Source organism: Paenibacillus sp. MER 99-2, from assembly GCF_023714095.1.
Classification (GTDB): Bacteria; Bacillota; Bacilli; order Paenibacillales; family Paenibacillaceae; genus Paenibacillus.
Window position 1 is genome coordinate 484,400 of record NZ_JAMAUZ010000002.1, and the last position, 22,354, is coordinate 506,753.

Below are 22,354 nucleotides of genomic sequence, written 5' to 3' on the forward strand. Positions count from 1 at the left end.
AACTCTCTCAGATCTTCAGGATAACAAGTATCCAGAAGGTAGAGAGAGTTTTTGGTGTCTTACCTATATAGTATTAATCGTGTTTAAGAAGTAAAGATCACTTCTCTGGATTGGTCACAAGACCCGCATGGGGATCAATGTGTCGCACGATTGATTTGAGCCAGATCATTTCAAGAAAGTGAACCTCGTAATAGAGTGCGCCTGGAAAATGTTGAACCCATCCATCGCTTGCAGCTGATTGTATAGAATGACTAGACGGGTTAGATGTTACAGGTTCTCTGCGCAATCGTTTCCGCAAAGCCTGCGTGACTTGATCCCTTTGCGCGGTTAAAATATACACCTTGCGTTTCGCAGAGAATCCACGGAAAGCCACGTACACCATTTCATAAGCAATCAGATATGCGATGACAGAATACATGGCCTGATCCCAACCAAATACAACACCTGCAGCCGTTAGAATCAGCAAGTTAAGCAGCATGATTATTTTTTCGATAAGCATCCGTTTCCCGCTAAATAAACGTTCAGGTGGCCGAGAAGACGGATCACCGATTTCCAGCGTATCCAGTGTCCCGCCATAACGCACCACTAGCCCAATTCCTATTCCCAGACATAACCCGCCGAACATCGCTGCGGCAAGTGGATGTTCTACTAGTGGTGGCATGGGATGAAGCACGATGGCACCGATCGAAAAGACAACCAGACCCAACACAGTAACGAGTACAAACTTTTTCTGCACGATCTTATAGGATAAAAATATAAATGGAACGTTGAATAAGAAGAGGAATAATCCAATTCTCATCTCAGTCCAATGGGCAAATAACGATGAAATGCCCGTAATGCCTCCAATAATGATTTTATTGGGATGAAGGAACAATTCAAGTCCCACGGAGGCCAGAATGCCACCTGCTATCACAAGTAAAAGATTTAACAGGCGACGGCTCGATGAGATTCTGGTCTTGGTGGTTTGTGGCGCCGGATTAGCCGATATCAGAGGTGCCTTCATACGTCATCCTCCTTTGTGCGGTTCCGAGCCCTTCTCCCTGGGTAATTCACAGAAAGATCGGCGTAGAGCCGCGAGTTGCTATATAATGCCTATTCAGATAGACATGTTATCCTTCTTTTTGCAAAACCTTAGGTTCTTCTTTTTTCTTGCGTGGATCTTTGAACTTGAATATTTTATCCAAAATTCTAAACACATGTTTGGACTCTTTGGTCAACAATGGTCCAAGGATTGCCAGAATGAGTACATACAACGCGGCAAATGGTTGAATCATTGCCATCAGTCCCCCGGCTTTACCCATGTTGGCCAAGATAATGGAAAATTCACCACGTGACACAATGGTTAATCCAATATTAGCCGATGCTTTTGGAGATAAGCCTGCGCTACGTCCAGCCAGCATGCCTGCAAGGAAATTACCAAACAATGTTAGAGCTACTGCAATCAGAGCTAACCACACGGCATCGCCACCCAGAGACAACGGATCAATGGAGAGCCCGAAGCTGAAGAAGAAGATAGCTCCAAAGAAGTCACGGAACGGCAGAATCAAGTGCTCAATCCGTTTAGCGTGTTCCGTTTCAGCAAGAACGAGTCCGACTAACAAAGCCCCAATGGCTTCAGCAACATGAATGGTTTCAGAGAAACCGGCCACGAGGAACAATGCACCGAATACAACGAGTGAGAATATCTCGTTAGATCGTATTTTAAGCAGTTTATTCAATAATGGCGTTGCTTTGCGTCCAAGAATAATCACAATTAACATGAACCCAAGGGCAATAAGTGCGGACATAATGACGCCTCCGATGGAGGATGAATCACTGAGTACCAGTCCGGACAAGATCGAGATGTATACAGCGAGAAACACATCTTCAAACATGATGATTCCCAGGATCATTTCAGTCTCTGGATTAGCTGTACGTTTCAGATCGACGAGTACCTTGGCTACAATGGCACTTGATGAAATAGTGGTGATACCTGCAATAACCAATGCTTCTGCAACTGGGAAACCGGAAGCAAAACCGAATATTAATCCCAGTGTAAAGTTAATACCGATATAGATCGAGCCGCCAACTGCAATAGAGCGACCCGATTTAACTAAACGACCTACCGAGAATTCAAGACCAAGGTAGAAGAGAAGGAACAAAATACCAATCCGACCCATGAAATCAATAAACGGCTGACTCTCAATGAAACGGAAGTCCATATGCCAAATCTTCATGGCATGTGGCCCAACGGCCATTCCGACTAAAATATAAAACGGAACAACCGAAAAACGTAGTTTAGCAGATAGGAGTCCGGCTGCTGCAATGAGCACCAGCGCCAGACCCACTTCGAATATCAAATGATCCATTCACTCACCCCCTCCCGCTCAGGAGGAGGGATTTAAACAGTTTCTGTTGATTGCGTTCGCCAACGGCTACCACCGTGGATTCTGCACTGATAACTACCTCCGGACCTGGGCTGATATGTTTTTTGTGGTTTTTCTCAACAACGGCAATAACCGTTGCTCCAGAGTTTTGACGTACGTCTAGTTCGCCAATGGATTTACCGATACATCCGTAGGATGCCTCAATTTTGTACCATTCAATGATCAGATCATCAAAAGTAACTTCAATGTTCTCAAGTTGTTTCGGCTTATAGGTCAAGCCGCCGACAATAGCAGCGATCTGTCTTGCTTCATAATCATCCAGGGTGATCATGGAGATGCTTTGATCTGGATCATCGTATTCAAAGTGATACATTTCACGACGTCCATCATCGTGAATAATGATTACAATTTTATCGCCACTGCTCGTTTCAATCTGAAATTTCTTACCGATACCTGGTAGATCCGTTTCGCGTACATCCATGGATAGTTGCCTCCTTAAAATGAGGGCTGGCCACAGAAGACAGGCTTATTTCCCGTAAATAGAATGATCTAACGATGGGAAGAAACATTAAATATGCGGGTAAACAGAGCCAGGGACTCCTGACACACAGCCGTTTTGTTTTGAATTGAATATGAAATATGGGTATGACAAAAGAGTGCTGCAAAGATTGGCATCAAAGCCAATAGGGTATTGTTATCTAACTTAGCTAAAAGAGTATTGAGTTATGCACAAGTATTCCGTCTTTTCATAAATGAGTAAAGAGGAACCTCTATGCAAAGCAACCTTAAATACGCTGCAACGACTAGCGAAGAGTGTACACGTATTTTGGTGCTATAGGAGTGGGGGAAACATACATACTGGTGTATTTGATAGGTAGCAGAATTAATCTGCGCTTAAACAGACAAATCAACGGTTTAAAGGGCAGACGTGGCGTCGGAATCCGAAGTATCAATAGCAATGCAAGCACAAGAAAGACTGGTTTCTTATGCACAACTGCAAGGAGTTTCGCCATCACTTGTGGGTATCTACGGATGACGGGCTTCTGTTGAGACTCTGGAATCTGAATCATTATTTCCTTGTTAGAGTTGGAATCAACAGATACGCCGACAGCGGATTCTGTCTGCATCGGAATAGGGAAGCAGAGGGCTTGGAATACGCACAAAATGATAATCAAAACGCTGCGAAGAATTCTTGGTTGTGTTCTCATTCTGGCTTCCCCCCTTTTCCGTGAAACATACTGTTATAAAAATAATAACACATTTTTGACTGATCTCCAAACCACTTTCGAAAATAGAATGCAATTTTTTGTGAATAAAGACCTCATATGATCAGCAATATGTAGTAGAAAACTAGGAAATAAGCCGCTAGATCTTGTACTTTAGAACGATTAGGAATGAATGTGGCAATTTGCCGAAATATACTGAGAAATCATGACACGCTTTCCATCAATCCGCTTCGTATATCCCCATACACCTTGCCATATACTTTGAACAGGACGGAAAGGAGTGATTCTTGTGGAACTGTTTACCGTATGGACAGATGTATCCGGGCAGGAGGAAGCGGATCAATTTCATCACTGTATCAAGGAAAAAACCAAAGGTTTACATATAAGTAAAAGAGGCTTCAGACTTACCTTCAAACATAACGATGGAAGGGCAGTCTGGGTATGCAGAGGTAATGAGAATCACAATGACTTCCAACAATGGCTACCACAGATTAGTGAATTATTTGCTAATGGCTTGGCTGATTTTATTATGCTTACCCGTGAGCGACATATGGTGGAAGATATGATCTCCAAAGCATGCTCTGTCATGGATGAGCACGAAGTAGAGAAGGTGAACCGGATTTGTATGCCGTTGTTAATCAATGGTGATCTGGATCAGCCAGGGCTTCGTGATCGTAGACGTTCAACTCTCGCAAGTGGATTGAAGCGGGATTTGGAGGAAGTTCATTTTTTTCATCTGGATGGGATTGTGAACTTTCGAATGAAGCAGTACAAACAAGAGCTGCATGAACTGGTGGAGTATGCTCTGGATGAGTTTTGGATGGATCGTCAATATGAAGAGTTCATGGGCTTGCTTAAATATTTTGTTTTCTTCCAGGAAGCAAAAGTGCCATTAATTCATCTCGTTCATAAAGGAAAGCATGAATTCCAAGTGTACGATGCTGCGCTGAATCTGTTGCCTGTGCAAAAGGATGAACAGGTTGTGGTGGAGATGCCTGGACTGGAACTGGAGATGGATATAGAAGATATGATCGTAAGTACGCTTATATCGATCTCGCCTGAGAAAGTGATGCTGCATACCAGCACGGCGGATATGCCCATTATTAATACCATTCGCCAGATCTTTGAGGACAAGGTGCAGTTATGTCATCATTGCCCGGAATGCGAGGTGCTGCGTTCGGGATTACTGACTGGTCTTGACGCAAGCGATCTCGGCAATTATAATAACTGTTGATCCACGAATTATGGGTCGCATTACTTATAATGACTAATGAACCAAAAGCGTTGACAAAGATATGAGCCACTCGAATGGTCGGTGCAGAGAGAGGAAACCTTGGCTGAAATTTCCTCCGGATGCCACGTTTGGTTTACCCCTTTGTAGTTGCGGTTTTGAAAGCGGAATGGTAAGAGCCTATGGTAAGATATCATAAGGATACAAAGCCGTGAGTAAGGATCTGCCGGGTCATGCCCGTTATCGTCATGCCAATGAGGGCTGTACATCCAGATCGGATGAATCAGCTGAATTAGGGTGGAACCACGAGTATATTACACTCGTCCCTTTACCGGGACGGGTGTTTTTTGCGTTTTTTTGCCTTTGTGCGAAAGAGTGCAATAGATAATCAGTCCATTATTGAATGGACAAAGGTTACATTTACAGGAGGAATGAGACAAATGGCAGTTAACATTAAACTCCCTGATGGTTCCGTACGTGAGTACGCTGAGGGAAGCAGTATCGAGGATGTAGCGGCTTCGATTAGTAGTGGCCTGCGCAAAAATGCAGTAGCGGGTAAATTGGATGGCATCGTAGTGGACTTGTCCACAACGCTTCATGAAGGTGCACTGGTAGAGATCGTAACGTTGGATTCACCAGAAGGTCTGGAAGTAATGCGTCACAGTACAGCTCACTTGATGGCTCAAGCAGTTAAGCGTCTATACGGTAACAAAGAGGTTCATCTGGGCGTAGGGCCTGTTATTGAAGATGGTTTCTATTATGATATGGATCTGGAACAACCACTCAATCCTGAAGATCTGCAGAAGATTGAGAAGGAAATGGAACGTATCGTTAACGAGAATCTGCCCATTGTTCGTAAGGAAGTTAGCCGTGCTGATGCAATCAAAACGTTTGAAGAAGTGGGCGACCCTTACAAGCTTGAATTGATTCGTGATCTACCAGAAGATAGCGTGATTACCATCTACGAGCAAGGTGAATTCTTCGACTTGTGCCGTGGACCACACGTACCATCAACAAGCAAAATCAAAGTATTTAAGCTGATGAATGTTGCAGGTGCATACTGGCGCGGAGACAGCAAAAACAAAATGTTGCAACGTATTTACGGTACTGCATTTGTGAAGAAAGCACAGTTGGATGAACATCTGCACTTGCTTGAAGAAGCTCGCAAACGTGACCACCGCAAATTGGGTAAAGAGCTGGAAATGTTCACATTCTCTCAATTGGTGGGACAAGGCCTGCCAATCTGGCTGCCTAACGGTGCCAAATTGCGTCGTACTTTGGAACGTTATATTGTAGATTTGGAAGAAAGTCTGGGATACCAGCACGTATACACACCTGTTCTCGGTAACGTAGAACTGTATAAAACGTCCGGTCACTGGGAGCACTACCAAGAGGATATGTTCCCGAAAATGGTTATGGACAATGAGGAACTGGTTCTTCGTCCAATGAACTGTCCTCACCATATGATGGTGTACAAGTCCAGTATGCATAGCTACCGTGATCTTCCGATCCGGATTGCTGAGCTTGGTATGATGCACCGTTATGAAATGTCAGGAGCACTCACAGGGCTGCACCGTGTACGTGCAATGACATTGAATGACTCTCACATCTTTGCACGTCCAGACCAAATTAAAGAAGAGTTCGCTCGTGTAATCGAGTTGATTCAAACGGTGTATAAGGACTTTGGTATTCATGAATACCGCTTCCGCTTGTCTTATCGTGATCCACAAGATACAGAAAAGTATTTCCAAAATGATGAAATGTGGGAAATGTCCCAACGCATGCTGCGTGAAGTTGTGGAAGAACTGGATCTACCATTCTATGAAGCCGAAGGTGAAGCGGCATTCTATGGTCCGAAGCTGGACGTTCAGATCAAAACAGCACTGGGCAAAGAAGAAACGCTCTCTACTGTGCAGTTGGACTTCCTGTTGCCAGAGCGCTTTGAGCTTGAATATGTCGGAGATGATGGACAGAAGCACCGTCCAGTTGTTATCCACCGCGGCGTAATCAGCACAATGGAACGCTTCACAGCATTCTTGCTCGAGAACTTTGCTGGAGCTTTCCCGCTGTGGCTCTCTCCTGTACAAGCAAAAGTAATCCCGGTATCGGGCAACTTCGAAGATTATGCGCGTGAGGTTGAAGAGAAGCTGAAACGTGCGGGCATCTCGGCGGAAGCAGACTTGCGGAACGAGAAGTTAGGATACAAAATCCGTGAAGCTCAGCTTGAGAAACTTCCTTACATGTTTGTCGTTGGTGAGAATGAGCGTAATGCTGGTAGTGTCTCTGTGCGTAAGCGTGGAGAAGGCGATCTCGGCATGAAGCCACTCGATGAAATTATTACTCAACTCAAAGAAGAAATTACGACACGTCTCGTGTAATGTTCTAAAAATAAGGTTATCACCGTCTGGTACAGTGGATTCGTCTGCTGTGCCAGACTTTTTTTATTTTGCCAGATACCTGTATAACGTGAATGCTTTTTGGAAAACCTTTGCAGTGAGGGGAGGTTTTATGATGAAAAAGCAATTTATATTACAACAGGGTAGTTTACGATTACTGATCTCATGGTGTGTGATCGCCGTCGGATTAGTGATAGGTATAAATCAGGCAGAGGCGTATACATTTGAAGAGGAAAATGCAGTGAGGCATGTTGAGAATCGTTATAGTAGTAGTCCAAACGTGGTACAGGTTGAAAAGCGGGAAGTCAAATTACCTGAGAAATACAGTGATCAAGCTCAACTAACGACGATGGTCTACATGGGTTTATTGTGGTCACCGCAACCCATTGTCATTCCTAAACCTGCAGTGCCTGGTCAACAAATTGTTCTTGATCCATCCATGCCTGTTTTGGCTCCGCGTTCAGAGCAAGTGCTTGGCACGCAAAAGGTAACTGCAACGGGTTATACCGCTGGAATTGAATCGACGGGAAAAGGGCCTAAGCATCCTCAATATGGAATTACATATTCAGGTGTTAAGGTAAGGCGTGATAAGGAGACGGTTTCTACGATCGCTGCTGATCCCAAATTGTTTCCTCTAGGTTCTATCCTTTATATTCCTGGTTATGGCTATGGGATCGTGGCAGATACAGGCTCAGCCATTAAGGGCAACAAAATCGATCTTTATTTCCCAACAACCAAACAGGTGTATAAGGAATGGGGAAAAAAGGATGTAGAAGTTCAGGTGATTAAACAGGGCGCCGGAAAATGTACGGAACAAATGCTGGACGAGCTCTCACAAGCGATTGATGTGTACAAGTCGGTACCGGATTCATGGCTTGATAAAGCGGTATGATTTTGGATGTTCCAATCCATGAATAAGCGCGGTGCTCTCTTCACATAATACTCTCTGGGGACGAACCCCACGGCTCAGCAATGAGGCGCAAATATGAAGAGAGAGGTGATTGTTTTGGCTAAGAAATCCCAAGGTTACAAAACGCCAAACGAGAAGTACAATGCGGAGTTTGGTCAAGAGAACGTAGCGAGCAAAATTAAACAATCCGAGCAAAACAAAGTGAAGGATAATTTCCAAACACCTGACGAAAAATATAACGCTGAGTTTGGCGTAGAAAACACAGGCAAAACACAAAAATAAGCTGCACACAAACACCTTGGAGCATGTTCTCCAGGGTGTTTTATTATGAGAATGTGACTAACGGATATATGTCTACTACATATCAGCATTCATGAAGCAACAACGCAAAAATTACCATAAATATCCTACGTTCTCGGTCTAGAGACTGAGATGACTTCCACCTGCCGCCGCTGTTATCAGCGCCTCGTCTGAGGTACACTGGATACAGAATACAGACGAAGGAGACATGAGCGATGAAACGATCTACGCGGGACCGCTGGTGGGTGGGCATTCCCCTCATAGCTATTGGTGCAATGATCTTGTTCAGACAATTGGGATATGACATTGATATAGGATACATTTTCAGAACCTACTGGCCGTTGTTTTTAATCTGGTGGGGTGCAAAAGGGATTTCCGAAATTCGGCGCAATGGGGGCTACGCCTTCATCGGTCCTGTTATCGTATTGTTGATCGGTGGTTACTTTCTTGCCCGCAACCTGGGATGGATCGACTATTCAATGGGAGAGTTCATCCGCTATTTGATTCCGGTGATGCTGATTGGCGGAGGATTGTTTGTATTGGTCGGACCACGGAGACGTGATCGGAAGCATCAGGATAAAATGCAGTCACCTCCACCACCTGAACAGCCTTATCAGCCTTTGCCACCAGAGGATTTGGAGATGCATTCAACATTCGATGAGCAGTTCGAGAAAACATTTGGTAAACCAAAGCAGGAACAGAAACAGAATCCACATGGTTCATTCCATACAGAGCAAGAGCACTCCAACTCTTATGAGCATGAGCAATATAAAAAGCACAGCACACAAGATACTTCTCACAAAAAATATGGAAAATTTGATTCGAGCGACCATTATGGTCAGCATTCCAACGATTACGGGAGCTACGGAGGCTATGGCGGCGATACAATCAACAAGTCTGCCTTTATAGGTGATCTGTACATGGGACAGGAAGTATTCACGCTGAAGCCGATGAACATTTCCGCATTTATCGGGGATACGGTAATTGATTTGACGAAAGCACAGATCCCGTATGGTGAGACCAAAATTGTGATCTCGAACTTTATAGGGGATGTCAAAGTATTCGTTCCAGAGGATATGGATCTTGGTGTGACCGTGACAACCAATTCCTTCATTGGTGATATGTCGCTGCTGAACCAGAAGCGTGGTGGTTTCATGAGCAGTGCCCAAGCTGAAACTGCACATTATCGTGAGGCGGGCAAAAAGGTGCGGATCATTGTGAGTGTATTTATCGGTGATGTCAAAGTCAATAAGGTGGGTTAACGCATGATTCGAACGATTCTCAAAGCGAATAAATGGGAGCTGATGATGTATTTTGCGCTAACGGGTCTAATCACACTTGGCGGCTTCTACCTATTATATGGAGATGTGCTAGCCGGAGAGAGCCGTCAACGTGCTTGGACCTATGTTGGCGTAGTTGTATTAGCCACTATCGTTACCGGATATATTGCTGCCTTGCGGCTACAACGCAAAATTGATCTGCTGGATCTCAATATGCTGAAAGTATCCAAGGGTAATCTATCAGTTCGTATGCCGGATGCAGATGATGCTTCGTTTGGTCGGGTATACCAGGAGTTTAATGTGATGATGGATTCCATTGAGAAAAAAATGAGACTTCTACAGCGCCTTGGTGAGCAGGAGGTCATTGAGAAGGAGCAAGCCTCAGAGCGTGCCGTTATCGAGGAGCGCAAACGAATGGCTAGAGACCTGCATGATACGGTAAGTCAGCAGTTATTCGCGATGCATATGTCGGCTTCATCTTTGCCACGTTTGTTGGAGATTAATCCGGAACAGGGGCATAACGTGCTGGATCAGCTCATTCAGATGTCTCATGTTGCACAGCGGCAGATGCGAGGGCTTATTGCACAGCTTCGGCCAGTGGAGCTGGAGGGACGTGATCTCTCCGCCGCACTGGATAGCTGGTTTCCTGACTACTGTAGACAGAATGGCCTCAAAGGTGTGAAAGAGCTGGAACTGGATGGCGGGATTTCGGATGCCATTGAGCACCAGCTGTTTCTTGTTATTCAGGAGGCTGTTGCCAATGTGGTGAAGCATGCCGAGGCAGGGCTAGTCAGTTTGTCGATCCGAGAAAGTGAGCATCAGATTAGCATGAGCATTAGCGACGATGGGCAAGGTTTCTTGCAACAAGCCGAACGTCCAGGATCTTACGGGTTATCTACGATGCGTGAACGGGCAGAGAAGCTTGGAGGACAGGTACAGATTATATCAAAGCCGGGAGCGGGAACAACGGTACGGGTGTTTATCCCGAAATTCCCGAACGAATCAGAGGGGGAGACCGAATGAGCGGAAAAGTAAAGGTAATGATCGTAGATGATCATGATATGGTTCGCATGGGGCTCAAGACGTATCTCATGCTGGAGCCGACATTCCATGTAATTGGCGAGGCGGGAAATGGAGAAGCGGCACTGCATCATCTGCGTAAATTGGATGAGAGTGAAATGCCTGATCTGATCTTGATGGATCTGATGATGCCCGTAATGAATGGTGCAGAAGCAACACAGGCTATTATGAGTGAATTCCCGGCTATGAAAATTGTAATGCTGACGAGTTTCCTTGAAGACGATCTGGTTGTACAGGCCATTGAAGCGGGTGCTGTGAGTTATGTATTGAAGACTGTATCTGCGGAAGAGTTGATCTATGCCCTTCAAGGCGCGTACCGTGGGATGCCAGTCATGACAGGCGATGTGTCACAGGCGTTAACCCGTGGGATCAGACAGCGGACTGCTCGGGAGAGTGAATCTGGTCTCACTGAACGAGAGAAGGAAGTGTTGCTGCTGATTGCAGAAGGTAAGACCAATAAGGACATCGGCGAAGAATTACATATTAGTATCAAAACCGTCAAAACACATGTCAGCAACCTATTAATGAAATGTGAGATGGATGATCGCACACAACTGGCAATCTATGCTCATCGTCAAGGATGGGTGAAGACGAAAGATTAAAATGCTGGTCGGACGGGAAAAATGAACTTATAGAGGTTGTTCAAAAAGTCCGCTTTTGATTACGAAGGATGCCCTGAGGCATCTCAGCATCGAATATGGGATTCAGCCGAAATGTCCGTTGCTCACGTAGCTCCATCTACGCTCCGCTACTCCATTTCTAGCTTCATCCCATCTTCTCGGTACTGAAAACCGCCCTTTTTGAACACGCACTTATAGAGGTCGGCACTAAAAATCGTACTTTTTTGAATATGAACATATTATGATAGGGTTTTATCTCCTTTTTAATTGTTTTTAAGGTACAGTTAAGGTTTAAAGTACAAAATAAGGACAGTTAAAGAATATCTCTTACGAAGAAGAGATTGGGAGGTAGAGAGGCATGGACGAACGTAATTATAGATCAAGCCGTCAAGACGAGGAAAATGAAACAAAGCAAACGGAGAACCGTAATTCTTCCGGAACGGACGATTCCTCATATTATTATTCTTATGGACCTTTTCAGTCCGTGAATCAGGAAGATACAGCAAGCAATCAAGCGAATGCGAACCCACGTGAAGAAGCAGACGTACAGATTACTAGACCTGATCCCGTGAAGCCGGTGCCTTCATATTACAGCCAAGGATCTTCCGAAGAGGCTGGTCGAGGTAAAGTAGGAAGCGGTGCTGGAAATGGCGGGAACGACGGTAAAGGTGGCAATTGGAACTATAACAATCGTCGCCCACGCTCGTCCGTCAGATCCCTTATGTTCTCTTTCATTGCAGGGATGTTAGTTATTACCGTTCTAATGTATGTGGCAGACACCACGAACATGTTTACACCACAGGCATCGATGACAAGCGCCCAAAGTGAAAGTACAAGCAAAGAATCTTCAACAAACACGGGTGGAGGAAACAATGTAACGGCATCTTTGCTGCCAACAGGTAAAACGGATGTATCATCCGTCGTGACGAGCACTAGCCCGGCTGTCGTCAAGATTGAGACATTGGCGAAGCAATCAACTCGTAGTGGTGGCTACCAAGGCGGCTCTACAATGAGTGACCCACTATACCAATATTTCTTCGGTAATGGTGGAACCAACGGCAATCAGGATCAAAATCAGCAGCAACAACAGCAACAGCAAAGCAGCAATCAACTTGTCCCACTGGGCATTGGTTCTGGATTTATTTTTGACAAAGAAGGTTATATCCTGACGAACCAGCACGTAGTCCAAGGTGCAGATGTCATTCAGGTTACTTTAGAGAACAATAGCAAGCCTTATGAAGCGAAATTGCTAGGAAGCAGCTTCGATCTTGACTTAGCTGTATTAAAAATTGAGAAAAACAGCGGGGATGCTGATTTCCCTGTGGCTCCACTAGGAGATTCGAACAGCACACAGGTTGGTGAATGGCTTGTGGCCATTGGTAACCCTGAAGGATTCGAACATACCGTTACTGCAGGTGTTCTGAGTGCGAAAGAACGTACAATTAGCATTCCGGACGAAGAAACAGGCAAAACACGTGAATACAGTCACTTGCTGCAAACAGATGCGTCCATCAACCCTGGTAACTCCGGTGGTCCGTTGCTTAACCTTAATGGTGAAGTAATTGGTATGAACGTTGCTGTTAGTGCAGATGCACAAGGTATCGGATTTGCTATTCCTTCCAGTGTAATTTCGGAAGCAGTGAAATACCTGAAAGAAAACAAAGAAGTTCCAAAAGAGCCAGTACCTTTCATCGGTGCTTCTCTGATGGCACTTACACCTGAAGTTGCTAAACAAATGGGAACTGACATCACTGAAGGTTCTGTGGTAGCAAGCACAATTTATCAATCTCCGGCTTATCAAGCAGACCTGCGGGCCTATGACATCATTACAGGTGCCAACGGTACGGCGTACAATACAAGCCAAGACTTGATCGATTTTATTAAGAAACAGGAAATTGGTAGTGAAGTAACGTTGAATGTCGTTCGTGATGGCAAGAAAATGGATATCAAGATCAAGATCGGCAACAAAAATGATTACGATACTTCACAAACTTCAAACGAGCAACAACAAACGCAGCCTTAATCGTTGAAAGACGGTTGTTGCAAAAGCAGATAAGCGGAAGGGTTTGAGGGCCCTTTCGCTTTTTTTGCCTGAAGATGCAGATCGTGCTTGTGCCTGTTACAATAGGAATAAAATGTAGGATAAAGGAGAAAGACCATGCGCTCAACTATTCTGATTGTTGATGATGATGAAAAAATCGTGTCCATGCTTCGTCGGGGGCTGGCATTTGAAGGTTATGAAGTACAGACAGCTTCTAATGGGGCTGAGGGTCTCAGTAAACTGATGGATAAGGAACCGGATATTGTCGTTCTGGATGTCATGATGCCCCAGATTGACGGATTCGAGGTGTGCCGCAGATTACGAGAAGCGGGCAGTAAAGTGCCAGTTCTTATGCTAACGGCCAAAGATGAAGTACAGAGCCGGGTTACAGGCCTGGATACGGGAGCGGATGATTATTTGGTTAAACCGTTTGCTCTTGAAGAGCTGCTTGCGCGAGTTCGCGCGTTGCTACGACGCAAAGCGGACATTGTCGATAAGCAGGATAACCGACTTATGTACGAGGACATCATTCTCGATAATGATTCCCGTGAAGTATTGCGTGATGGACAGCGGTTGGAACTCACGGCCAAGGAGTTTGAGCTTCTGAATTTATTTATGCAAAATCCAAAAAGAGTGTTATCCCGTGATCTCATTATGGATAAAATCTGGGGCTATGATTATAGCGGCGAATCTAATGTTCTAGAAGTATATATCGCGATGCTTAGACAAAAAACCGAAGAGTATGGAGGCAAACGCTTGATCCAGACCATTCGGGGAGCGGGTTACATTCTAAGAGGTGATTCCTGATATGTCCATTCGGTTAAGATTAACCGCATGGTATTCGGGTATTTTGGCAGCCGTGCTTATCTTCTGGGCAGTCGTGATTTATGCTTTTGTCTATTTTAACTCTTACCAGGAAGTGGAACAGCAACTAAAGGTTAAGAGCGAACGCATTACCGAGCAAATCGGTGTTAATCCGCTTTCCCAATCGCTCGACCTAGATCCATTTACAGAAAGTCAGCTTCAAGAAGCACAGATCTATATTCAACTGGTGGACTATCAGAGCAGATCGATCAAGATCTCAGGAAATATGGAGAAGGCTGGCATTGACTTTCCTGTGGTGGAGCTGAAGGACATACGGGAACAGCGAGGCATATCCAAAATATACGTACATGGTACTCCTTTTCTTGTGAATCAGCAGCCGTTATCCCTTCAAGGAACGAATGAAATTAGGGGACTTCTGCAAGTGGGTGCGAATGTTACTTCCCAGGAGCGGCTACTGGAAGCACTGCGTAATATATTGATTTTTGGCTGGCTTGTGGCGATGGCTCTTGCCATTACATCAGGGCTTATTTTGGCTCGTAAATCGATGCGGCCGTTGGTTAATGTCATTGATGCTGCCAATCAGATTCAGTCAGGAAATGACCTCAGTGTGCGGATTCAATACACAGGGCCAAAGGATGAGATTGGACGGCTTATTGAAACGGTGAATAACATGCTTGAACGAACAGAATTATCCTTCCGGGGCTTGGAGGAAACCAATGCGGCCCAGCGACGATTCGTATCTGATGCATCGCATGAGCTACGTACACCACTTACAACGATTCGGGGTAACGTAGATTTCCTGAAGAAGCTGTGGGATCAGGAGAGTACGGATCGTCCGAATCTTGATGAAGAGACCGTTAAAGAGATGTCGCTTGAGGCGATTGAGGATATGGCGGATGAGGGGAAACGGATGAGCCGACTCATTAGTGACATGTTGTCACTAGCGAGAGCGGATACGGGTCAGAAGATAGAGCTGAATCCAATTCCATTGCAGATTCTGGTGCAGGAAGTGGCTCGCAGATCGCAATTCCTAGATCGTCAGTCCGAATGGCGTCAGGGTGATCTATCGATCCTTAATGGCATTTATGTTAACGGTAGCAAAGATTATTTGCAGCAAATGCTGTTTATTTTTATTGAGAATGCGTTTAAATACACTCCGGAAGGGTCAGTCACACTTGACGCTATCCTGTACAAAGGTCAGGTAGGGCTACGCATCAGTGATACAGGCATTGGTATGGAGCGAGACGAGGTACCGTTTATCTTTGACCGTTTCTATCGTGCAGATGAATCACGCGGAGCGACACCAGGGATCGGCTTAGGGCTATCGATTGCCAAGTGGATTATTGAAGAGCATCATGGCTCGGTAGAAGTCGTTACTAAACGTGGAGAAGGTACCACATTTATTATCTGGTTGCCTGTTGTCTTTGCTCCCCCTATCGAATAAAGGTATAATAGAGTGGACTGCAATTACATCGGCAAGTTTGCCGAAGAAAGAAAGCGGGTGGCAACCAAAGTGGAAGTACTGCGAATTTCGCCACGGGGATATTGTTACGGAGTTGTGGATGCCATGGTATTGGCACGTCAGGCTGCACGTAATCTAGATCTACCCCGGCCTATATATATATTGGGAATGATTGTGCACAACAAACATGTGACAGATTCCTTTGAAGATGAAGGCATTGTCACATTGGATGGGCCTAATCGGATGGAAATTTTGAGCCAGGTAGAGAGTGGCACTGTTATTTTTACAGCACATGGTGTATCTCCAGAAGTCCGTAAGCTGGCACGTGATAAAGGGCTGACTACAGTGGATGCGACTTGTCCAGATGTAACGAAAACCCATGACCTTATTCGCGAGAAGACGGCTGAGGGGTATCAGATTATCTATATCGGCAAAAAGAATCATCCAGAACCTGAGGGTGCCATTGGTGTTGCTCCGGATCAGGTTCATCTGATTGAAAAGGAAGAAGAGATTGAGCAATTGAATGTACCAAGTGGCAAAATTCTGATTACCAATCAGACCACAATGAGCCAATGGGACATCAAACATATTATGAGTCGTTTGCTGGAGAAATTTCCAGGCGCTGAAATTCACAATGAGATATGTTTAGCTACACAGGTTCGTCAAGAAGCTGTAGCTGAACAGGCAGGACAGTCGGATCTCGTTATCGTTGTTGGTGATCCGCGGAGTAACAATTCAAACCGGCTGGCTCAGGTTTCCGAAGAAATCGCGGGTGTCACAGCTTATCGTGTGTCAGATGTATCTGAAATTCAGCAAGAATGGCTGAAGGGCGTGAACAAAGTAGCGGTTACTTCAGGAGCATCAACACCGACACCGATTACGAAGGAAGTCATCACGTATTTGGAGCAGTATGAGCATGATCAACCAGAGACGTGGGAAATCAAACGTACAGTGAATATGAGTAAACTGTTACCCCCTGTTCGCGAGAAAACACGTACAACCTAAATTACGAAAGAATCTTGTGCTAGTCCTCCTTTGTCGGGAGAACCTAAGCGCAAGATTCTTTTTTTTTTTTTTTTTTTGATGATGTACAAACGTTTGAGGTCCTTGACGAAGAAGGCAGACTATGGTATATTTACTTTAGTGATTAAAAGCTTAAAAGCGAACAAGCGTTTAAGCGCGACAGAGAAAAGTTGATAATCAGATGCACTTCTTATGAGTGCTTTTACGGTTCGTAATCAGAAACGGACATATTGAATAACCTCACATACAAGGAAGGATGGGAATATATTATGATCGTTATTGCAGGTAAAGCTACTCCGGAGGAACAGATTCAGGATATTGTAGCCGTAATTGAAAAGGAAGGTCTTCAGGTTCATATTTCACGTGGAGAAGATCGTACAATCATCGGCTTGATCGGCAAAGTAGAACCTAAAATGCAGGAGCATCTTCGCCAAATGAAGGGTGTAGAGAATGTAGTCAAAATCTCGAAGTCTTACAAATTGGCTAGTCGTGACTTCCACCCGGAAGATACAGTGATCTCAATTAAGGGCGTTGACATTGGCGGTAAAGAACTTGTCGTTATGGGTGGACCTTGTGCGGTTGAATCGGCTGCACAGATTGATGAGATCGCTGGCCTGGTCAAAGCAGCAGGAGGACAGGTGCTTCGTGGTGGTGCGTTTAAACCACGTACAGGTCCATACAGCTTCCAAGGTACAGGCGTGGAAGGTCTAATCATGATGGCTGAAGCAGGTAAGAAGCATGATCTGTTAACCATCACAGAGGTCATGACACCAGAATATGTAGATATCTGTGCAGAGTACGCTGATATTCTGCAGGTAGGTACACGTAATATGCAGAATTTTGATCTGTTGCGCAAATTGGGAGAGTGCGGTAAACCTGTCCTGTTGAAACGTGGATTTAGTGCGACTTATGATGAGCTGTTGAATGCAGCAGAATACATTCTTGCAGGCGGTAACCCTAACGTTATGCTCTGTGAGCGTGGTATCCGTACATTTGAATCTTACACTCGTAACACGCTAGACTTGTCAGCAATCCCTGTATTGCAGTCTCTGAGCCATCTGCCAGTCATTTCAGACCCAAGTCACGGAACTGGACGTCGTGAGCTCGTTGAGCCAATGACGAAGGCTTCTGTTGCGGCAGGAGCTAATGGTCTGATTATTGAGATGCATACGGATCCAGATAACTCCATGACAGGAGACGGTGTACAATCGTTGTTCCCTGATCAATTCGCGAACCTGTTGCAGGATCTTGAGAAGTTGGCACCAATCGTAGGTAAAACATTCAATACAGCTAAACAACCAGCAGAGTTCTTTCCAGCTAGAGTTGGCGTATAATTCATAAAGAAAGTTATATGTGCATAGTTCCGGACATTTACAGGCCGTTCATTCAACATGAATGCAGCTTGAGGATGTCCGGTTTTTCATTCTTTTGGGCATTGAATGGATTTATTAATCAATGGTGATAAGAAACATTTATGATGTGAAGTTTTTTCCACAATTTAGGTATAAAACCACCCGCTTTACCGCATTAAATCGATTAAATATAGCTTGTACATGTTGTTAAGTGAAGTGTGTGTATTTATAAAATGTAAGTATAGCTAACATCTTCGCAAAAAATACCTTACATAAGTATTGACGATGTCATGTTTGAGATTTTATAATGACGACAGAAAAAAATTCGAATATGGACATTTTCATTAGTGGGGTTGTTTATTGTTCGGAATATTTGGGAGGACGAATACATGTCGGTTGAAAACGTATTGAAATCAATTCAAGAGAACAACATCGAGTGGGTAGATTTTCGTTTTGTAGATTTAGCTGGTCGTGCACATCACATCTCGTTGCCAGCTTCGGCTGTTGATGCAGACACATTCGTAAATGGAGTAGCTTTTGACGGTTCTTCTATCCAAGGTTTCCGTGGAATTGAAGAGTCCGATATGGTTATGATGCCAGACCCTGAAGCGACATATGTCGATCCGTTCACAGCACACCCTACATTGAATGTAATGTGTGATATCTTCACACCTGATGGTGAGCGTTATGAGCGTGACCCACGCAGCATCGCTGTTAAAGCAGAAGCTTTCCTGCAAGAAAGCGGCGTTGGTACAGCAGCATTCTTCGCACCTGAGTCCGAGTTCTTCATCTTCGACGATGTACGTTACGAGAGCGGTACGAACAGCTCTTCTTACTATGTAGATTCCGAAGAAGCATCTTGGAACACAAACCGCAAAGAAGAAGGCGGTAACCTTGGCTTCAAAGTTCGCACTAAAGGCGGATATGTTCCAGTAGCTCCAGTTGATACGCAACAAGATATTCGTAGTGAAATGTGTCGTCTCTTGGAAGAAGCAGGTTTGTCCATCGAGCGTCACCACCACGAAGTGGCGACAGCAGGTCAAGCCGAAATCAACTTCCGCTTTGATACGTTGAAGAAAACAGCAGATAACCTGCTTGTATACAAATACATCGTGCACAACACTGCACGTCAATATGGCAAAGTAGCAACTTTCATGCCAAAACCATTGTTCGGTGACAACGGTAGCGGTATGCACGTACACCAATCCATCTTCGATGGCGATTCCCCATTGTTCTATGACAAAGCGGGATATGCTAACCTGAGCGAAATGGCTTTGCACTACATCGGAGGTATTCTGTACCACGCTCCAGCACTGATCGCTTTGACTAACCCTAGTACGAACTCATTCAAACGTCTCGTACCTGGTTATGAAGCACCAGTTAACTTGGTTTACTCCAAAGGTAACCGTTCTGCAGCAGTTCGTATCCCAGTTGCAGCAGTGACACCTAAAGGTTGTCGTATCGAGTTCCGTACACCTGACTCCACAGCTAACCCTTACTTGGCATTCTCCGCAATGTTGATGGCTGGTCTGGACGGAATCAAACGTAAAATCAACCCAACAGAGCTTGGATATGGTCCATTGGACAAAAATATCTATGACCTGTCCGATGCAGATAAAGAAAACATCCGCAGCGTGCCAGCTTCTTTGGAAGAAGCGCTTGATGCATTGGCAGCTGATAACGAGTTCTTGACTGAAGGCGGCGTATTCACTAAAGAATTCATTGATAACTATATCAACCTCAAGCGTGATGAAGCTAAAGCAGTAGCGATTCGCATTCATCCGCACGAGTACAGCCTCTACTTCGACTGCTAATCCAGTTGGAACGGACTGTTCCTCATTCAGAAAAAGCCTCCGGGATTCGTTCTCGGAGGCTTTTCCTCGAATTGAAATGTTGTAGTGCTTTAACTTTGCAGGGTGATAAAGGAATTTGATAGCTCAGATTGTGTTTTCAGTGCTTATTTCACTTGAAGCATATAGGGAATACTGATATCATAGCGATAATATTTACTTCTTATGTAAGCTACGGATGGAAAGGGTGGGGGATATTTTGACAAAGAGAGCGTATAATTTTAATGCAGGACCAGCGGCACTGCCACTTGAGGTTTTGGAGCGTGCTCAGGCGGAATTTGTTGATTTTCGTAATACAGGTATGTCGATTATGGAGATGTCCCACCGTGGAGCTGTGTACGAGTCCGTACATAACGAAGCTCAAGATCGTTTGTTATCTTTGCTTGGTAACCCGAAAGGTTACAAGGTTCTTTTTTTACAGGGCGGTGCGAGTACACAATTCGCTATGTTGCCTATGAACTTGCTCGGTGCGGGTCAGACAGCCAGTTACGTGAATACAGGCAGCTGGGCTAAAAAAGCACTGTCTGAGGCTAAACTGATTGGTGAGGCTCAAGTAGTCGCTTCTTCCGAAGCCGACAAATTCATGAAGCTGCCAGATTTATCGAATTTGAGCCTGCCAGAAGGCAGCGCTTATGTGCATTTGACATCCAATGAGACGATTGAAGGGACACAGTTCAAGGACTTCCCAGACACCGGCTCTGTGCCTCTGATTGCAGATATGTCCAGTGATATCTTCTGTAAGCCATTTGACTTGAATCAATTCGGGATGATCTACGCTGGTGCTCAAAAGAACTTGGGGCCATCGGGGATTACGGTTGTCATTGCTCGTGAAGAGCTAGTGAGCGAGTCACCGAAAACAATTCCGACCATGTTCCGTTACAGCACACATGTGGAGAATAACTCCCTTTACAACACACCGCCTTCTTTCTCGGTATATATGGTGAATGAAGTGTTGAAATGGATTGAAGAGCAGGGCGGCCTAACAGGTGTAGAGCAAAAAAATCAGAAGAAAGCCGAATTGCTCTATAATACGATTGATTCTTCCGGTGACTTCTATCGTGGTTGCGTAGATGTTAATGACCGTTCCTTGATGAACGTGACATTCCGTCTAGCGACAGAGGAGTTGGAGAAACAATTTATTAAGGCTTCTGAACAAGAAGGATTTGTAGGTCTGAAAGGGCACCGTAGCGTAGGTGGACTGCGAGCATCCATTTATAATGCAGCTCCATATGAGAGTGTGAAAGCACTCACGGACTTTATGAACCATTTCCAACAAACGAACGGGTAAAGAGGAGAGAGTTACAGATCAACAAGAGGTATGCGCATTAAAGCACGTGTTCAAAAGGTAAGCATCCTTCGTAATCAAAAGCGGACGATATGAACAACCTCTCAAACGTTGCATCTGTGCCTTTCCAGAGCCTTCCACATTGACGTGTGGAGGGCTTTTCTTTAAGATTAAGGGATTGTCGTTAAACATGAATAAAAAGGAGATCGAACCTATATGGCTTTACACATTGTTCTGGTTGAGCCCGAAATTCCTGCGAATACGGGCAATATATCCCGCACATGCGCGGCTACCGGCATCCACCTACATCTGGTTCACCCACTGGGCTTTCGTACGGATGACGCTACACTGAAGCGTGCAGGCTTGGATTACTGGCATGCTGTACACATTGAATATCATGATTCTTTTGCTGAAGTTCAAGAGAAATTCCCTGAAGGACGATTTTTCTACGCAACGACGAAGGCGAAAAATCGGTATAGCGATTTTGAATTCCGTGATGGAGATTTTCTCGTTTTTGGTAAAGAAACCAAAGGCCTTCCGCCGGAACTCATTGCAGCTAACCCAGAAACGTGCATGAGAATGCCAATGACAGGTGACGTAAGGTCGTTGAACCTCTCCAATTCTGCAGCGATTATCGCCTATGAGGCATTGCGTCAACTGGAATTCCCGGGTCTAGATTGACCGGGTTCCATCCTGCGAACAGGTTACGAATGGTCAAAAAAAACATTTTTCAAAAAAAAGGACAAAAAATGTTTATTTCCAGCAGGATTCGACAAAATGTTGGCGAATCTATAAACTTAGTACAAATGTACCTAGAAATTTAGAGTGAGATAGGAGAGGTGTGCCGTAGCTATGAAGCCAGCTGGAGTCGTTCGCAAAGTTGACCAATTGGGTAGGATCGTATTGCCTAAATCTTTGCGTAAAAGGTATCAAATGAATGAGGGAGATCCTGTAGAAATCCTAGTTCAAGGGGATCATATTATTTTGGAGAGATATCGCCCAAAATGTATTTTCTGCGGATCCATGGAAGAAGTCAATGAGTTCAAAGAGCGTTACATATGCGCACAATGTTTAGATGAAATGACCCAGCTTCCACAGCACGGGTAA

General features: G+C 44.8%; 20 protein-coding genes. 16 read left to right on the plus strand and 4 right to left on the minus strand.

Annotation, left to right across the window (positions count from 1 at the left end):
• Window positions 1-97: 97 nt before the first annotated feature.
• From M3636_RS13205 to M3636_RS13220, 4 genes are all read right to left on the minus strand, one after another.
• On the minus strand, window positions 98-1,003 hold the full coding sequence (locus M3636_RS13205) for a YitT family protein (protein ID WP_251382835.1): 906 nt from the start codon (window positions 1,001-1,003) through the stop codon (window positions 98-100).
• A gap of 106 nt (window positions 1,004-1,109) precedes the next feature.
• Window positions 1,110-2,348, minus strand: coding sequence for a cation:proton antiporter (locus tag M3636_RS13210; RefSeq protein ID WP_145409566.1), 1,239 nt, complete (start codon window positions 2,346-2,348; stop codon window positions 1,110-1,112).
• A gap of 4 nt (window positions 2,349-2,352) precedes the next feature.
• Window positions 2,353-2,847 (minus strand): cation:proton antiporter regulatory subunit, encoded by a 495-nt coding sequence (locus tag M3636_RS13215; protein WP_145409567.1) that lies wholly within the window; start codon window positions 2,845-2,847, stop codon window positions 2,353-2,355.
• Between the two features lie 322 nt (window positions 2,848-3,169).
• The gene (locus M3636_RS13220) at window positions 3,170-3,574 is read right to left on the minus strand and encodes a hypothetical protein (RefSeq protein WP_251382836.1); all 405 of its coding nucleotides are present in this window, start codon (window positions 3,572-3,574) and stop codon (window positions 3,170-3,172) included.
• Between the two features lie 307 nt (window positions 3,575-3,881).
• Between M3636_RS13220 and M3636_RS13225 the strand changes: the two genes are divergently transcribed.
• From M3636_RS13225 to M3636_RS13300, 16 genes are all read left to right on the plus strand, one after another.
• Window positions 3,882-4,826: a putative sporulation protein YtxC gene (locus tag M3636_RS13225; RefSeq protein ID WP_251382837.1), complete on the plus strand. Its 945-nt coding sequence runs from the start codon at window positions 3,882-3,884 to the stop codon at window positions 4,824-4,826.
• Between the two features lie 437 nt (window positions 4,827-5,263).
• Complete coding sequence (gene thrS / locus M3636_RS13230) at window positions 5,264-7,201, plus strand: threonine--tRNA ligase (RefSeq protein WP_128101100.1); 1,938 nt, start codon at window positions 5,264-5,266, stop codon at window positions 7,199-7,201.
• A 367-nt stretch (window positions 7,202-7,568) separates the two neighbouring features.
• On the plus strand, window positions 7,569-8,111 hold the full coding sequence (locus M3636_RS29540; RefSeq protein ID WP_128104379.1) for a 3D domain-containing protein: 543 nt from the start codon (window positions 7,569-7,571) through the stop codon (window positions 8,109-8,111).
• Window positions 8,112-8,204: 93 nt separating this feature from the next.
• Window positions 8,205-8,411 (plus strand): hypothetical protein, encoded by a 207-nt coding sequence (locus M3636_RS13240; RefSeq protein ID WP_251382838.1) that lies wholly within the window; start codon window positions 8,205-8,207, stop codon window positions 8,409-8,411.
• Window positions 8,412-8,644: 233 nt separating this feature from the next.
• The gene (gene liaF / locus M3636_RS13245; protein ID WP_251382839.1) at window positions 8,645-9,691 is read left to right on the plus strand and encodes a cell wall-active antibiotics response protein LiaF; all 1,047 of its coding nucleotides are present in this window, start codon (window positions 8,645-8,647) and stop codon (window positions 9,689-9,691) included.
• A gap of 3 nt (window positions 9,692-9,694) precedes the next feature.
• Window positions 9,695-10,732: a sensor histidine kinase gene (locus M3636_RS13250; protein WP_251382840.1), complete on the plus strand. Its 1,038-nt coding sequence runs from the start codon at window positions 9,695-9,697 to the stop codon at window positions 10,730-10,732.
• Window positions 10,729-11,391: a response regulator gene (locus M3636_RS13255; RefSeq protein WP_128101101.1), complete on the plus strand. Its 663-nt coding sequence runs from the start codon at window positions 10,729-10,731 to the stop codon at window positions 11,389-11,391. The genes M3636_RS13250 and M3636_RS13255 overlap by 4 nt, the downstream gene beginning before the upstream one ends.
• 376 nt (window positions 11,392-11,767) lie before the next feature.
• Window positions 11,768-13,432 carry a S1C family serine protease gene (locus M3636_RS13260; RefSeq protein ID WP_251382841.1) on the plus strand — a complete coding sequence of 555 codons (1,665 nt, stop codon included), beginning with the start codon at window positions 11,768-11,770 and terminating at the stop codon, window positions 13,430-13,432.
• 135 nt (window positions 13,433-13,567) lie between these two features.
• Window positions 13,568-14,257: a response regulator transcription factor gene (locus M3636_RS13265; protein WP_128101103.1), complete on the plus strand. Its 690-nt coding sequence runs from the start codon at window positions 13,568-13,570 to the stop codon at window positions 14,255-14,257.
• Between the two features lies 1 nt (window position 14,258).
• The gene (locus tag M3636_RS13270; RefSeq protein ID WP_145409574.1) at window positions 14,259-15,719 is read left to right on the plus strand and encodes a sensor histidine kinase; all 1,461 of its coding nucleotides are present in this window, start codon (window positions 14,259-14,261) and stop codon (window positions 15,717-15,719) included.
• 69 nt (window positions 15,720-15,788) lie between these two features.
• Window positions 15,789-16,742: a 4-hydroxy-3-methylbut-2-enyl diphosphate reductase gene (locus M3636_RS13275; RefSeq protein ID WP_145409636.1), complete on the plus strand. Its 954-nt coding sequence runs from the start codon at window positions 15,789-15,791 to the stop codon at window positions 16,740-16,742.
• A 287-nt stretch (window positions 16,743-17,029) separates the two neighbouring features.
• On the plus strand, window positions 17,030-18,094 hold the full coding sequence (aroF, locus tag M3636_RS13280) for a 3-deoxy-7-phosphoheptulonate synthase (RefSeq protein WP_056698489.1): 1,065 nt from the start codon (window positions 17,030-17,032) through the stop codon (window positions 18,092-18,094).
• Between the two features lie 407 nt (window positions 18,095-18,501).
• The gene (gene glnA / locus M3636_RS13285) at window positions 18,502-19,926 is read left to right on the plus strand and encodes a type I glutamate--ammonia ligase (protein ID WP_056698488.1); all 1,425 of its coding nucleotides are present in this window, start codon (window positions 18,502-18,504) and stop codon (window positions 19,924-19,926) included.
• Window positions 19,927-20,158: 232 nt separating this feature from the next.
• Complete coding sequence (gene serC / locus M3636_RS13290) at window positions 20,159-21,250, plus strand: 3-phosphoserine/phosphohydroxythreonine transaminase (protein WP_251383073.1); 1,092 nt, start codon at window positions 20,159-20,161, stop codon at window positions 21,248-21,250.
• Between the two features lie 213 nt (window positions 21,251-21,463).
• A complete protein-coding gene (gene trmL / locus M3636_RS13295; protein ID WP_056698484.1) occupies window positions 21,464-21,928 on the plus strand; it encodes a tRNA (uridine(34)/cytosine(34)/5-carboxymethylaminomethyluridine(34)-2'-O)-methyltransferase TrmL in 465 nt (154 codons plus the stop codon).
• Window positions 21,929-22,099: 171 nt separating this feature from the next.
• On the plus strand, window positions 22,100-22,354 hold the full coding sequence (locus M3636_RS13300; RefSeq protein ID WP_024629045.1) for an AbrB/MazE/SpoVT family DNA-binding domain-containing protein: 255 nt from the start codon (window positions 22,100-22,102) through the stop codon (window positions 22,352-22,354).